The sequence below is a fragment of the Pontivivens ytuae genome, from assembly GCF_015679265.1.
Taxonomy (GTDB): domain Bacteria; phylum Pseudomonadota; class Alphaproteobacteria; order Rhodobacterales; family Rhodobacteraceae; genus Pontivivens; species Pontivivens ytuae.
Genome location: NZ_CP064942.1, coordinates 2,344,683 through 2,357,520 on the forward strand (window position 1 = coordinate 2,344,683; position 12,838 = coordinate 2,357,520).

Genomic DNA, 12,838 nt, shown 5'->3' on the forward strand with positions numbered 1-12,838 from the left:
GCAGGGGAAAGCGCGGTTTGGGTGCAATGCACCACCATCCCGGCCGCAGCGCCGGGACCGCCGACAGCCCAGCCAACCGTCCCGGCCGCAGAGCCGGGACCGTCATCCAACGAGGCGCACCTAGGCCAAAGACCCCGGATCACGTCCGGGGTGGTATCAAGGAGAAGCACCCTCCCGCCCGGCAGCCCCGCCGGGCTAGGGCTCCGCCCGTGATCGGTCCTCCCCGCATCACTCCACCAGCAGCTCCGTCTTCCGGAACGCCGTCACATCCACCAGCCCGATATCCGAGATCCGCAGCTCCGGGATCACCACCAGCGCCAGCAGGGAGTGCTGCATGTAGGCGTTGTTCAGCCCGCACCCGCAGGCCCGCATCGCCGCCATCATCTGATCCGCCGCCGCCGCGACGTCCTCCGCCGGCCGGTCTGACATGAGCCCCGCGATCGGCAGCTCCACCATCGCGATTTCCACACCGTCCTTGAAGACGCAGATCCCGCCGCCAACCTCCCGCAGCCGATTGGCGGCCAGCGCCATGTCCGCCTTCGAGGTGCCCACGACAATCATGTGGTGGCTGTCATGGGCAACCGTGGAGGCCATGGCGCAGTCCACGTCATAGCCGAAGCCTGACACGAGCCCGTTCGTCACACCCCCCGTCGCCCGGTGCCGCTCCACCAGCGCGATCTGGCAGATGTCGCCCGCCCGATCCATCTGCACCAGCCCATCGGCCACGGGAAGCTCTGCCTCCAGCGCCCGCGTCGGCGCCTGGTTCTCCACGACGCCGATCACCCGCGCACGCACCCTCTCACCCTCCGCGGGGATATCGAAATCCGACGCCTCCAGGTCCCGCTTCATGTTGACCGTCGCCCGCGCGCTGTCGGGCCAGCGGAAGTCGACCTGCGGCGCGAGCAACCGCCCCTCCTCCGCCAGCACGACGCCGCGCCCGATCACCATCTCGATCGGCAGGGCCCGCAGGTCCGAGCTCAGGATCACGTCGGCCCGCCGCCCCGGCGCAATACTCCCCAACTCCCGCTCCAGCCCGAAATGCGTCGCCGTGTTGATCGTCGCCATCTGCAGCGCCATGACCGGGTCGAGCCCGCAGGCGATCGCATGCCGCACCACCCGGTTCATGTGCCCGTCATTGACCAGCGTGCCGGAGTGGCAATCGTCCGTGCACAGGATGAAATTGCGCGGATCGAGCCCCTTCTCCGTCACCGCCGTCACCTGCGCCTCCACGTCGTACCAGGCGGAGCCGAGGCGCATCATCGCCCGCATGCCCTGCCGCACCCGCGCGATGGCGTCGGCCTCCGACGTGCCCTCGTGATCGTCCGCCGGTCCGCCCGCAGCGTAGGCGTGAAAGGCCGGCCCGAGGTCGGGCGAGGCATAATGCCCGCCCACCGTCTTGCCCGCCGCCTGCGTCGCCGCGATCTCGCCCAGCATCGCCTGGGAGCCGCCGATCACGCCGGGGAAGTTCATCATCTCGCCCAGCCCGATGATCCCGGGCCACGCCATCGCCTCCTCGACCTCCGCGGGGCCGAGCTCCGCCCCCGTCGTCTCCAGCCCCGGCGCGGACGGCGCACAGGAGGGCATCTGCGTGAACACGTTGACCGGCTGCGCCAGCGCCTCGTCATGCATCAGCCGCACGCCGGGCAGGCCCAGCACGTTCGCCACCTCGTGCGGATCAATGAACATCGAGGTCGTCCCGTGCGGGATCACCGCGCGGGCGAACTCGCTGACGGTGAGCATCCCGCTCTCCACATGCATGTGCCCGTCGCAGAGCCCCGGCAGCATGAACCGCCCGTCCGCCTCGATCACCTCGGTGCCCTCGCCGATGCAGTGCGACGCATCCGGCCCGCAATAGGCGAAGCGCCCGGCCTTGATCGCGAGGTCGTGGTTCTCCAACAGCTCCCGCGTATGCACGTTCACCCAGGTCCCCTTGCGGATCACCAGGTCAGCGGGCGCACGGCCCGCCGCCACGGCGACGAGCTCTGCGGCGACATCCTGCCAGGTGGGGAACATGGGGGCCTCCTTCACTGCTTCGGCGCAGCATCGGCCAGGCCCGCGCCGCCGTCCAGAGCGGCGCGCCCGCCGCACGGTCGGATTCGCGTATTTGGGGAAAGATGAAAGCGCAGGCCCGACTTCATCTGTCCGGAAGTATCCCCGCCGGAGGCATCGCGGGCGCCAGCCCGCGCCCGGCCCAACGGGAGGAGGTCCCGAAGGGCCGACGACGGGCGGGAGCGGCTAGCGCAGAAAGCCCATGCTCGCCGTCGGGGTCAGGTCATGGCGGTTGAGAAACGCCGCCAGCTTCTCCGGATCCGGCTGGCGGTCCGTCCCCGTCTCCTCCGCCGCGAGACCGCCGGTGATGAAGAGCGTGTCGAGCCCCTCGCCCATGCCGCCCGCGATGTCCGTCGCGATCCCGTCGCCGATGCACAGGATCCTGTCGTCCGCCACGCTCTCGCCCCGCGCCTCCTCCATCCGCCGCCGGGCGAGCTGGTAGATCGGAGCGTGCGGCTTGCCGAAGGAGCGCGCGTCGCCGCCCGCCGCCTCGTAGGCCTGTGCGATCCCGCCCGCGCACCAGATCCGCTTGTCGCCGCGGTCGACGAAGATGTCGGGGTTCGCGCACAGCATCTTCAGCCCCTTGTTCACGCCGCAGAGGATCGTCGCGCGGTAATCGTCGGGCGTCTCCGTTTCGTCGTCGAAGAGACCGGTGCACACGATCCCCTCCGCCTCCTCCAGCGGCACGCGCTCGATATCGGTGCCGCGGTAGAAATCCTCGGTCGAGACCGCCTGGAAGAAGCTCTCATCGCGCTGCGGCCCGATATGGTAGATCCGCTTGCCGAACATGCCGGAGGCGAGCGCGTCCACCGCCGCATCGCCGGAGGAGGCGACGGCGTGGTAGATCTCCCGCGGCACGTTCAGCCCGTCGAGCTGCGTGACCACGGCCGGGGAGGGGCGGGGCGAGTTCGTCACCAGCACCACCGTCCCGCCCGTATCGCGGAACGCCTCCATCGCCGCGACCGCTTCCGGGAAGGCCGTCACGCCGTTATGCAGGCAGCCCCAGAGGTCGCAGAACACGGCATCGTAGGTGCCCGAGATCTCGGTCAGGCTCTCGATGATGCGAGGGGTCATGGGCGGGCTTCTCCGTCGACGGGCAGACGCTCAACGCTGTAGCCCGCCTCGGTCAGGAGCTGCAACAGCCCCTCTTCGCCGCCGAGGTGCAGCGCGCCGACGGCCACCACCGCATTGCCCGCGTCGACCGCCGCCTCGATGGCGGGCATCCAGTTGCGGTTGCGGCGGACCAGCAGCGCCTCCTCGGTGATGTCGGCCATGCGCCGGGCGTCGGCGACACCGACCTCCCGCTCGGCCATCCACTGCGACATCGCCCAGATCTCCGCGATGCGGCCCTCCTCGTAGAACTCCACCAGCGTGATGAAGGTCGGATCGGCGAGGTCCACCGTCACCAGCGCGAGGCGCAGCATGTCGAGCGTATCTTCCGGCGGCAGGCCGTCGAGGATGCCGATCACCTCCGCCGCTTCCTCCAGCCCCTTCACGGCGACGCCGTTGTCGAGGGCGAGGTCCTCCACCCGCAGGTCGATCGCAGGCGCCCCACCCGCGGCCATGGCCAGTTCACAAGGCGGCAGCGCGACCAGCGTCATCGCGAACCACGGCTTCAGCCGGTCGGCGATCTGCGGCGGGATGCCGAAGGGTTGCAGGTTGCGGGTAAACGCCTCCCACTCCTTGGTCGACAGACGCGACTGCAGGCCGGGGCCGGTCATGTCCATGATCGCCGTCGGATCGGTCTGCATCAGCGCCTCGGCGCGCGCCTGCTCCTCGGTCGTGACCTCGACGAGCACGGTGGTCGCCCCGGCCACCGCCGCGCGCACCTCGGCGGGAATGCGGATCTCCGGATCGGCGCTGTGGATCGTGCCGTAAAGCAGGCTGTCCCCGCCCGCGCCCGAGACGCGCCAGACCCGGCCGGTGCCGAAGGGCATCTCGGCCGCGCGCTCCGTCAACTCGGCCTCGGTCCCGGCGGGAAGCTGCTCGAGCAGGCCGGGCCCGGTGCAGCGGGCCTCCGCCACGGCGGGGGCGAGCCCCAGGATCAGGGCAAGGGACGTCAGATGGCGGAGCATGGGGGCCTCTTCGAGGGTTATTGGTGATCGGCAGGTAGCGCCCGGCCCGGACGAGGACAGGGCGCCGACAAGGGGGGATCAGTCGGCGGCGAGGTGCAGCTCGGCCTCGCCCAGCGGCACCCTGCGCACGGCGTAGCCGCTCTCGTGCAGAGCATACAAGAGCCCCGCCTCGCCGATCAGGTGCAGCGCGCCCACCGCGATCACGGCGTCACCTTGCGCCAGCTCCGCCTCGATCCGCGGCAGCCAGGCGGCGGTGCGCGCGTCCAGCAGCGCCTCCCGATCCGGCGGGCCGCCCTCGGCGAAGGCGCCGCCCAAAGCATCGGACAGCACCGCGATCGAGGCGACCTCCTCCTCGGCATAGAGCGCCTGCATCGTGGTCGCGACATCCACCGTCAGCGGCTGCAGCCGCAGGCTGGTCCGCAGGCTGCGCACCTGCATGTCGAGCGGCGTTTCCGCAAGCGCACTCAGCGCCGCCTCCCACCCTTCGAGGCCCGCGACGGCGACACCATTGCCGCGCGCCAGCGTCTCCAGCGCCGTGTCGAGCGTCGGCCCGGGCAGGGCCTGCGCGCAGGCCGGCAGGCCCAGCAGCATAGCCGCGAACCACGGCCGCAGATGCGGGACGACCTGCGGCGCGATCCCCCGCGGCACGATCAGGCTGACCATGTGGGCGAGCTCCGGCCCCTCCAGCGTCGAGCCCAGGTTCTCCCCCGCCGGGCCGATCAGCAGGTGCGGGTCGGCGCTCAGAGCGGCCTGCATCCGCGCCCGCTCCTCCCCCGTGATCTCGACGAAGACATGGCGCGCCTCGGCGATCCGCTCGGCCACCGGCTCCGGCACGTCGAGGCCCGGCAGGTGCAGCGTGCCGAAGATCAGCGAGCTCGCGCCCTCCGGCCCCGCCACCTCCCACGCGATCCCGTCGCCGAAGGGCGTGTCGTCGGCCCGCGCGCCCAGCTCGGCGCGCACCGGCTCGGGCAGCGTCTCCATCAGGTTCTCGCCCCCGCAGGAGGCAAGGCCCGGACCGGCCGCGGCAAGCACAAGTATAGCGGCAGCGCCCGCCGCAAGGCGCCGGCAAGAGTTCGAAATCTGGATCATGGCTCGGACGAGCCTGACCCCGTCACCCCCATCCTGGCCAGCATAAAAAATTCATGGGCTCCGCTCCTGTGGGCCTGTTGACACAGTCGGGGCCTCTCTCTAGATCGCCGTTAGCACTCCCCGGCGGTGAGTGCCAAAGCCCGACCGCCCAAAACGCAATTGAGCCTTTTGTAGGAGAGACTCATGAACTTCACCCCGCTGCACGACCGTGTCCTGGTACGTCGCCTTGAGAGCGACGAGAAGACCGCAGGCGGCCTCATCATCCCCGACAGCGCCAAGGAAAAGCCCGCCGAGGGCGAGGTCATCGCAGTCGGCGCAGGTGCCAAGGACGATGACGGCGACCGCATCGCGATGGACGTGAAAGCCGGCGACAAGATCCTGTTCGGCAAGTGGTCCGGCACCGAGATCAAGATCGACGGCGAAGAGCTGCTGATCATGAAGGAGAGCGACATCCTCGGCATCCTCGCCTGAGCGATCCCTCTCTCCTGAACTTCTCACCAAAGGAATAGCGAAATGGCTGCTAAAGACGTCAAGTTCGATACCGACGCCCGCAACCGCATGCTCAAGGGTGTGAACACCCTGGCAGACGCCGTGAAGGTGACCCTCGGCCCGAAAGGCCGCAACGTGGTCCTCGACAAGTCCTTCGGCGCGCCGCGCATCACGAAGGACGGTGTCTCCGTCGCCAAGGAAATCGAGCTTGAGGACAAGTTCGAGAACATGGGCGCGCAGATGGTCAAGGAGGTCGCCTCCCGCACCAACGACGAGGCGGGCGACGGCACCACCACCGCGACCGTCCTGGCCCAGGCCATCGTCAAGGAAGGCGCCAAGTCCGTCGCCGCCGGCATGAACCCGATGGACCTCAAGCGCGGCATCGATCTGGCCACCGCCAAGGTCGTCGAGCAGATCCGTGCCATGGCGCGTGACGTGACCGACTCCGACGAGGTCGCGCAGGTCGGCACAATCTCCGCCAACGGCGAGGCCGAGATCGGCCGCCAGATCGCCGACGCGATGCAGAAGGTCGGCAACGAGGGTGTCATCACCGTCGAGGAGAACAAGGGCCTGGAGACCGAGACCGAGGTCGTCGAGGGCATGCAGTTCGACCGCGGCTACCTCTCCCCCTACTTCATCACCAACCCCGACAAGATGGTGACCGAGCTCGAGGACGCGATCATCCTCCTGCACGAGAAGAAGCTCTCCTCGCTGCAGCCGATGGTTCCGCTCCTTGAGTCCGTGATCCAGTCCGGCAAGCCGCTCCTCATCATCGCCGAGGACGTGGACGGTGAGGCTCTGGCGACCCTCGTGGTCAACAAGCTGCGCGGCGGCCTGAAGATCGCAGCCGTCAAGGCACCGGGCTTCGGCGACCGCCGCAAGGCCATGCTGCAGGACATCGCCGTCCTGACCGGCGGCCAGGTGATCTCCGAGGATCTCGGCATGAAGCTCGAGAACGTCACGATGGACATGCTGGGCACCGCCAAGCGCGTCTCCATCACCAAGGACGAGACCACCATCGTCGACGGCGCCGGTGAGAAGGCCGAGATCGAGGCGCGCGTCGCCCAGATCAAGCAGCAGATCGAGGAGACCTCCTCCGACTACGATCGCGAGAAGCTGCAGGAGCGTCTGGCCAAGCTCGCAGGCGGCGTCGCGGTGATCCGCGTCGGCGGCGCGACCGAGGTCGAGGTGAAGGAGCGCAAGGACCGCGTCGATGACGCGCTCAACGCGACCCGCGCGGCCGTGCAGGAAGGCGTGGTCGTCGGTGGCGGCGTGGCTCTGGTCCAGGCGGGCAAGTCGCTCGAAGGTCTGACCGGTGTGAACGCCGACCAGAACGCCGGCATCGCCATCGTGCGCCGCGCGCTCGAGGCTCCGCTGCGCCAGATCGCCGAGAACGCAGGCGTCGACGGCGCCGTCGTGGCCGGCAAGGTGCGCGAGAGCTCGGACACCGCGTTCGGCTTCAACGCGCAGACCGAGGAGTACGGCGACCTGTTCTCCTTCGGCGTGATCGACCCGGCCAAGGTGGTGCGGACCGCTCTGGAGGACGCAGCCTCCGTCGCGGGCCTGCTGATCACCACCGAAGCCATGGTGGCCGACAAGCCCGAGAAGCCGGGCGCAGGCGGCGCCGGCGCAGGCATGCCCGACATGGGCGGCATGGGCGGCATGATGTAATCACCGCCTGCCCTTCGGCAGACAGGGGCCGTCCTTAGGGACGGCCCTTTTTTGTTTTTAGTGGGGAGCTCGGATGGCGGCTCTGAGCTCAAAGCGACCGGTGCTGCGCTGTAGACCAACGTACGTTCTTTGGAGCGCAGCCCGCACACGACAGAAGAGACCGCGACCATCCAAATTTCCGAAACGGCATCAGATCAGGCTGGCCTGCGCTGAACGGTCTACCCGGATCACGCCAGACAGAAGCCACTTGTTGAACTTGGTCACGCGGTGCGTGCCCATAGCGAAGGCGACACCACGTTCGGGCATGTCCTGCCCCCACTTTTTGCGCATCGCGCGTAGGGTGGCTTCCTCGCCATACTGCTCACGCCACTTGAAGAATGTGCGCTCAGTTTCCCAGTCGATACAGGTATGTGTCAGGGTCTTGCCTTCATGCTCAAAGCGATAGTGGAATGAATACGGGGCAACGTCCGGTGTCAGAACCGTGCTATCGCCTGAGAACATATCTGTTTGGCTCAGAAGCGTATCTCGGCGTCTTTGGTGCTTCGTCTTCGCGGCATCGCTGAGCGGGCGAATGATGAATTCCGGATTTTCAGGGCGTATTAGCGCAAAGGAGCGGCCCTTCTCTTTTTCCTCAGTCAGGCTTTCCACGATAGCGCGCCGTGCGAACTCATGCCGTTCCGATTTCTTGACCTCGCGGACTTTCACGAGGGACTCGTGATCTACGCGCTTGCTCTCGGGGCGCAGATCCTTGGGCTTTGCACTGCGCCATCTGGTGCTAATGATATCCCAGCGGCTGAAGCGCTGTGCATTGTTCAGAAGCTTGAACGGCATAGGGTAGAGCCGGTGCCAATTCCCGTAAATGTCGATACCTGCAACGCAGACGGTTTCACCGTGGGTCTGCCCGGTTTCCGGGGCAGCCTTCACGACTACGCAGACTTCAACCGGGTCTTGCCAGTCGCTCAAAGACTAGTTCACTGCGATATGTTCAATACGCGCGCCAACAAGGGCTGACAGGCGCTCTGCCACGATCTTGCGGTGACAGCCTTCATGGTGGCGTTCAAAGCACGTGAGGCAGACCCGTTTGCCCTTCACGCTATTGGCAAGTTCGGTAAGCGCTGTCTGTGCGTCTTCGCCTTCCAAGTGTTTCGTGAAAATCTCTACAAAAAGGTCATGGTTGCCAGCACGTGCAGCTTCTCTGCCCGGCTTCGGGTCACCAAGTGCCTTAACGTGCAGGTATTCTATGCCCGCCTCTCTGACGGCGGCATTAAGGCCATTCTTTGAGAAGCCTTTTTTGCGCGACAGGGGCAATTCCCGAACATCTACCAGCACCTCGATTTCTGCATCTGCCAAGCGGTTAACGAAATCGTCAATGGTGGACTTCTCGTAACCTATTGTGAATATTGGCTCTTCCGCCTGTATGCTCTCGGCCACTTTGGCACCTCCGTTTTTTCTAGCGATAGTAGCCGAGATGTGACTCTTGTCCATGTTGTCTCGGGCTCACGTCAATAAAGTGTTAACGTGGCGCAGCAATGCTACGGGCGACGTAGCGCAAGGGCTACGCTTGGCCCGAATGTGCTCCGTGAAGAAAGGGAAAGCGTCTATTCCCTGAACGCCGCCTCCCCCAGACCGAACCTCATCCCCGACCCGGCAGCATGCGCTTGATCAGGCCGTCCTTCACGATGAACTGGTGGCGCAGGACCACGCCGAGGTGGCCGAGGATGCCCGCCAGCAGGACCCAGGCGCAGACGATGTGCATCCACTTGGTGACGAACTCCATCTCCGGCCATTTGCCGATCGGGTTGTCGAGCTGCCAGATCCCGAACAGCATCACGCCGTAGCCGCCCGACATCACGTAGAGGTAGCCGGTGATCGGCATGAAGAACATCGCGAAGTAGAGCACCTGCTCCGAGCGGTGGATGAACCGCTGCTCGCCGTTCGTCAGCGTCGGGGCCCAGTCGGGCAGGCGACCCATGTAGCGGTTGGCCAGCCGGAACACCGCGATCCCCAGCGCCACCAGCCCCAGCGACTTGTGCCAGTTGTAGTAGAACGCCTGCGAGAGCCCCGCGAACGTGTCCTCCCACTCGATGCGGGTCATGATGTTCGCGCCGATATACTGAAGCGCGAAGAGGATCACGATCAGCCAGTGGAACAGCTTGGTGAGGGCGCCATAACCCTCCTTGTTGTTGATCATGCTCACGGTGCCGGGTCCCTTCCTGAGCGCGTGCGGTGCCGCGCGGTCCATCGTTGTTGACGAGGCTGCACGACGTCACGCCGCCCTGCCTGCTCGATGGTGAGTGCCGGACGGGTAGGTAAAGGTTCGCGGGAGCGTGCACTTTTTGCGCGACGGGTCAGTCGGGCTGGCGCGTCGTCGCCTGCAGGCCCATGTAAGCCACGTCGAACCCCTCGGCGCGGTAGAAGGCCAGCGCCGCGTTGTTCCCGGTGAGCACCTGCAGGTCGATCAGCCCGATGCCCCGCTCCGCCATGAAGCGCCGGATCTCGACCATCAGCGCCCGGCCGATCCCGCTGCGCCGCGCCGAGGCGGTGACCATGAAGTCCTGCACGTAGATCTGCGCCTGCGGATCCTCCAGCATCTCCGCCTCGGCGAGGAAGAAGGTAAAGCCGACTGGCACGCCCTCCCGCTCGGCGATCAGCAGCCGCGCGTCCTCGACATCGGCCATCGTCGCCTCGTACTCGTCGACCTGCTGCACGCTGATCTGCCGCCCCGCAGCACGGGTCGGGCGGATGTCCCGCTCATAGGATTGCAGCTCTTCGTGTAGCGCGATCACTGCCTCCCGATCCGCCGGCGTGTAGTCCCGAATGATCATGGCCCGCTCCCCGCCCGATGCCCCCCGCAGATGTGGCGAGGCAAACGCCCGGAACAACCGCCCCCGATGAACCGAAACCGCCTCCGCGGGCACTCACAAACGAAACCAGTGCGGAGCATCGGAGGCGGAGAGAGGCGCATGGCCTACAGGATCGAAGGCATCACCTATCCCGACCGGATCGCCGACATCCTCGACGATCGCGTCCTGCTCGACCTGCTGAAGGCCGAGACGAAGGACACGCGCGGTGTCGCCAACATGCTCCGCTTCCTCACCAGCCCGCCGAAACCGGGCGACGCCTATGATCTCTACCTCGGCCCCAACGCGAGCCACCGGATCGACCTCAGCCGCTCCATCGCGACGCAGGTCCGAGATCTGGCGGAGGGGGGCGAGCCGGGCCAGTGGGTTAGCCTCCTGCGCACCGTCACCACCCAGGTCGAGCGGGCGTTCGACGACACGCACATCCCCGCCTTCTTCAAGAGCCGGCGCTTCCTCGACCACCATAACGGCAAGGCCCGCGCCAAGGCGAAGAAGACCACGCTCGCCCCGCGGAAGGTCGCCGATACGCTCGGCGTCCGCAGCACCGCGGCGGTCGAGGAGCTGATGATCGCCGTCAATCTCGGCCGTGATCGGGAGGCGGACCAGCTCGCCCGCAAGCTCATCCAGTCGGAGCGGCTGAACATCGACCGCAAGAAGCTGCTCGCCGCCCTGCGCCGTGGCAAGATCCCCGCCGACGGTCTCGCCCCCGACAAGGTCGAGGTCACGGCGCCGAAGCTGCGCAAATGCGGGTTCGAGAAGGCGGCCGATACGAAGCTGCAGGAGGCCGTCACCGAATTCGCGCAAGCCTGCCTCGCCCAGGACAAGATCCTGATCCGCATCGCCTACAAGAAGATCCGCAAGATCGAGCCCGCCAAGGAGAAGATCCGCGACCAGGCGGATTCCAACGCGATGATCAAGGTGATGCGCCAGCACAAGGTTTTCTGAACACCCGCGAGGCTCCTGCCGCGTGACAGGGCCCGCGCGACGTGCCACCAAGCGCCATGCGCCTCGTCCTCTTGACCCTCCTCGTCCTCATCGCCTTTGCCTCGAACTCGGTCCTCACCCGCGCCGGGCTGGTGGCGGGCGGCATCGGGCCGGGGGCGTTCACCGCGATCCGCCTGATCTCGGGCGCCGCGGTGCTGGCGCTCCTGATGGCGCGCCGCGGGGTGCTACCCTGGGTCGGAGGCAGCCTCTCGGGCGCGTTGACGCTCTACGTCTACGCCGTCGCCCTCTCCTTCTCCTACATCGCGATCCCGACCGGGCTCGGCGCGCTCATCCTGTTCGGCGCGGTACAGGTCACCATGATCATCGGTGGCCTCGTCCGCGGGCAGGCGATGAGCCCGCTGCGCTGGATCGGCTCCGCCCTCGCGCTCGCTGGCCTCGCGGTGCTGGGCGCGCCGGGGGCGGATGCACCGGTGCCGTGGGCCGCTCTCGTCATGGGGATCTCCGGCGTCGCGTGGGGTCTCTACTCCCTGATCGGCGCGCGTGGTGGCGATCCGACGGTGGCCACCGCTGGCAACTTCGTGCTTGCCGCGCCGCTGGGCCTGCTCACCTGGATCGTGGCCCCCGGCGACTGGCCCGCTTGGCAGGGCGTGGTGCTCGCGCTCGTCTCCGGCGGGATCACCTCGGCGCTGGGCTACGCGCTCTGGTACGCGATCCTGCCCCGGCTCGACGCTGCCGTCGCGGGGCTCGCCCAGCTCACCGTGCCGCTGATCGCGCTGGGCGGCGGGATGCTCTTTCTCGCCGAGCCCGCGACCTGGCGCTTCGCACTCGCCGCCTTCCTGATCCTCGGCGGCGTCGGGCTCGGCCTCATCCGCCGGTGAAAAACCGTTGCTCGGCCAGACCTTCGCTGGCAGGCTTGCGCCCAACAAAACCAAAGGGAGGTGGCCAAATGGCAGGCGAGAACGACACGTTCGAAGTGTATCAGGACAAGAAGGGCGAGTATCGCTGGCGCCGTACGGCGAGCAACGGCAACATCGTCGGCGCGTCGAGCGAGGGATATTCTTCGAAGAAGGCCTGCGAAGAGAACATGCACCGCGGCTACGTCGCGACCGACAAGTGGGAATTCTACACCGACAAGGCGGGCGAGCATCGCTGGCGCCGCACGGCGAGCAACGGCAACGTCGTGGGCGCCTCGACCGAGGGCTATTCCTCCGCCGCCTATGCCAAGGAAAACGCCGCCCGCCAGGGTTACAAGGAGTAAGCCGATGTCCAAGCGCGACGACCTGATCGAGAAATACGCCGCCGACCTCAAGGAGAAGGCCGGCATGACCGCCGACATGGATCTGCTGAAGGCCGTGACGATCGCCTGCGGCCCGTCGATCTACGACGCGGATGCCAGCACGGTCTCCGCCTCCTCCACCGGTGAGCTGGAGACGGTGCAGAAGAACTTCGTGATGAAGAAACTCGGCGTGACCGACGCGGACAGCGCCATGGGCGCCGTGCAGAAGGCCATCGAGACCTACGGCCGCTCCAACCGCAACAAGTACCGCGCGGTGCTCTACTACATCATCACCAAGCAACTCGGGAAGGAAGGCGTTTTCGCCTGACCCACCCGGTTCGTTATTGAGGGGCCCGGCCGAAGCGTCGGGCCCCTTTGCGTTT

General features: G+C 67.0%; 14 protein-coding genes. 6 read left to right on the top strand and 8 right to left on the bottom strand.

All coding sequences use genetic code 11. The features are described from left to right. Positions 1 to 228: 228 nt before the first annotated feature. The 4 genes from ade to I0K15_RS11370 form a co-directional block, all read right to left on the bottom strand. Positions 229 to 2,013 carry an adenine deaminase gene (gene ade / locus I0K15_RS11355; protein ID WP_196101636.1) on the bottom strand — a complete coding sequence of 595 codons (1,785 nt, stop codon included), beginning with the start codon at positions 2,011 to 2,013 and terminating at the stop codon, positions 229 to 231. A 222-nt stretch (positions 2,014 to 2,235) separates the two neighbouring features. After that, positions 2,236 to 3,123, bottom strand: a complete 888-nt coding sequence (locus I0K15_RS11360) for a TIGR01459 family HAD-type hydrolase (protein WP_196101637.1) — start codon at positions 3,121 to 3,123, stop codon at positions 2,236 to 2,238. Further along, positions 3,120 to 4,124, bottom strand: coding sequence for a TraB/GumN family protein (locus tag I0K15_RS11365; RefSeq protein ID WP_196101638.1), 1,005 nt, complete (start codon positions 4,122 to 4,124; stop codon positions 3,120 to 3,122). Before I0K15_RS11365 ends, I0K15_RS11360 begins: the two co-directional genes overlap by 4 nt. A gap of 78 nt (positions 4,125 to 4,202) precedes the next feature. Further along, positions 4,203 to 5,156: a TraB/GumN family protein gene (locus I0K15_RS11370; RefSeq protein WP_196101639.1), complete on the bottom strand. Its 954-nt coding sequence runs from the start codon at positions 5,154 to 5,156 to the stop codon at positions 4,203 to 4,205. Between the two features lie 240 nt (positions 5,157 to 5,396). On the opposite strand from I0K15_RS11370, the gene groES reads away from it, so the two are divergent. Further along, complete coding sequence (gene groES / locus I0K15_RS11375) at positions 5,397 to 5,684, top strand: co-chaperone GroES (RefSeq protein WP_196101640.1); 288 nt, start codon at positions 5,397 to 5,399, stop codon at positions 5,682 to 5,684. Between the two features lie 42 nt (positions 5,685 to 5,726). Beyond that, positions 5,727 to 7,373, top strand: coding sequence for a chaperonin GroEL (gene groL / locus I0K15_RS11380; RefSeq protein ID WP_196101641.1), 1,647 nt, complete (start codon positions 5,727 to 5,729; stop codon positions 7,371 to 7,373). A 189-nt stretch (positions 7,374 to 7,562) separates the two neighbouring features. Here the strand turns inward: groL and I0K15_RS11385 are convergent, their stop codons facing one another. The 4 genes from I0K15_RS11385 to I0K15_RS11400 all read right to left on the bottom strand — a co-directional run bounded on the left by I0K15_RS11385 (position 7,563) and on the right by I0K15_RS11400 (position 10,198). After that, positions 7,563 to 8,336 (bottom strand): hypothetical protein, encoded by a 774-nt coding sequence (locus tag I0K15_RS11385; RefSeq protein WP_196101642.1) that lies wholly within the window; start codon positions 8,334 to 8,336, stop codon positions 7,563 to 7,565. Positions 8,337 to 8,339: 3 nt separating this feature from the next. Beyond that, positions 8,340 to 8,804, bottom strand: coding sequence for a DUF488 domain-containing protein (locus I0K15_RS11390; protein ID WP_230374094.1), 465 nt, complete (start codon positions 8,802 to 8,804; stop codon positions 8,340 to 8,342). Positions 8,805 to 9,006: 202 nt separating this feature from the next. Further along, positions 9,007 to 9,564 (bottom strand): cytochrome b, encoded by a 558-nt coding sequence (locus I0K15_RS11395; RefSeq protein ID WP_230374401.1) that lies wholly within the window; start codon positions 9,562 to 9,564, stop codon positions 9,007 to 9,009. 157 nt (positions 9,565 to 9,721) lie between these two features. Beyond that, on the bottom strand, positions 9,722 to 10,198 hold the full coding sequence (locus tag I0K15_RS11400) for a GNAT family N-acetyltransferase (RefSeq protein WP_196101645.1): 477 nt from the start codon (positions 10,196 to 10,198) through the stop codon (positions 9,722 to 9,724). A gap of 138 nt (positions 10,199 to 10,336) precedes the next feature. Here I0K15_RS11400 and I0K15_RS11405 point away from each other — a divergent pair, with 138 nt between their 5' ends. The 4 genes from I0K15_RS11405 (at position 10,337) to I0K15_RS11420 (ending at position 12,783) form a co-directional block, all read left to right on the top strand. Continuing rightward, positions 10,337 to 11,179: a hypothetical protein gene (locus tag I0K15_RS11405; protein WP_196101646.1), complete on the top strand. Its 843-nt coding sequence runs from the start codon at positions 10,337 to 10,339 to the stop codon at positions 11,177 to 11,179. A gap of 56 nt (positions 11,180 to 11,235) precedes the next feature. Beyond that, positions 11,236 to 12,057 (top strand): DMT family transporter, encoded by an 822-nt coding sequence (locus I0K15_RS11410; RefSeq protein ID WP_196101647.1) that lies wholly within the window; start codon positions 11,236 to 11,238, stop codon positions 12,055 to 12,057. 68 nt (positions 12,058 to 12,125) lie between these two features. After that, positions 12,126 to 12,437 (top strand): YegP family protein, encoded by a 312-nt coding sequence (locus I0K15_RS11415; protein WP_196101648.1) that lies wholly within the window; start codon positions 12,126 to 12,128, stop codon positions 12,435 to 12,437. A 4-nt stretch (positions 12,438 to 12,441) separates the two neighbouring features. Continuing rightward, positions 12,442 to 12,783 (top strand): DUF2853 family protein, encoded by a 342-nt coding sequence (locus tag I0K15_RS11420; protein ID WP_196101649.1) that lies wholly within the window; start codon positions 12,442 to 12,444, stop codon positions 12,781 to 12,783. The last annotated feature ends 55 nt before the right edge of the window (positions 12,784 to 12,838 follow it).

Excerpts from the sequence above, each read along its gene's own strand:
- ade (WP_196101636.1), bottom strand. The coding sequence starts at position 2,013 with ATGTTCCCCACCTGGCAGGATGTCGCCGCAGAGCTCGTCGCCGTGGCG.
- I0K15_RS11360 (WP_196101637.1), bottom strand. The coding sequence starts at position 3,123 with ATGACCCCTCGCATCATCGAGAGCCTGACCGAGATCTCGGGCACCTAC.
- I0K15_RS11365 (WP_196101638.1), bottom strand. The coding sequence starts at position 4,124 with ATGCTCCGCCATCTGACGTCCCTTGCCCTGATCCTGGGGCTCGCCCCC.
- groES (WP_196101640.1), top strand. The coding sequence starts at position 5,397 with ATGAACTTCACCCCGCTGCACGACCGTGTCCTGGTACGTCGCCTTGAG.
- groL (WP_196101641.1), top strand. The coding sequence starts at position 5,727 with ATGGCTGCTAAAGACGTCAAGTTCGATACCGACGCCCGCAACCGCATG.
- I0K15_RS11395 (WP_230374401.1), bottom strand. The coding sequence starts at position 9,564 with ATGATCAACAACAAGGAGGGTTATGGCGCCCTCACCAAGCTGTTCCAC.
- I0K15_RS11400 (WP_196101645.1), bottom strand. The coding sequence starts at position 10,198 with ATGATCATTCGGGACTACACGCCGGCGGATCGGGAGGCAGTGATCGCG.
- I0K15_RS11405 (WP_196101646.1), top strand. The coding sequence starts at position 10,337 with ATGGCCTACAGGATCGAAGGCATCACCTATCCCGACCGGATCGCCGAC.
- I0K15_RS11410 (WP_196101647.1), top strand. The coding sequence starts at position 11,236 with ATGCGCCTCGTCCTCTTGACCCTCCTCGTCCTCATCGCCTTTGCCTCG.
- I0K15_RS11415 (WP_196101648.1), top strand. The coding sequence starts at position 12,126 with ATGGCAGGCGAGAACGACACGTTCGAAGTGTATCAGGACAAGAAGGGC.
- I0K15_RS11420 (WP_196101649.1), top strand. The coding sequence starts at position 12,442 with ATGTCCAAGCGCGACGACCTGATCGAGAAATACGCCGCCGACCTCAAG.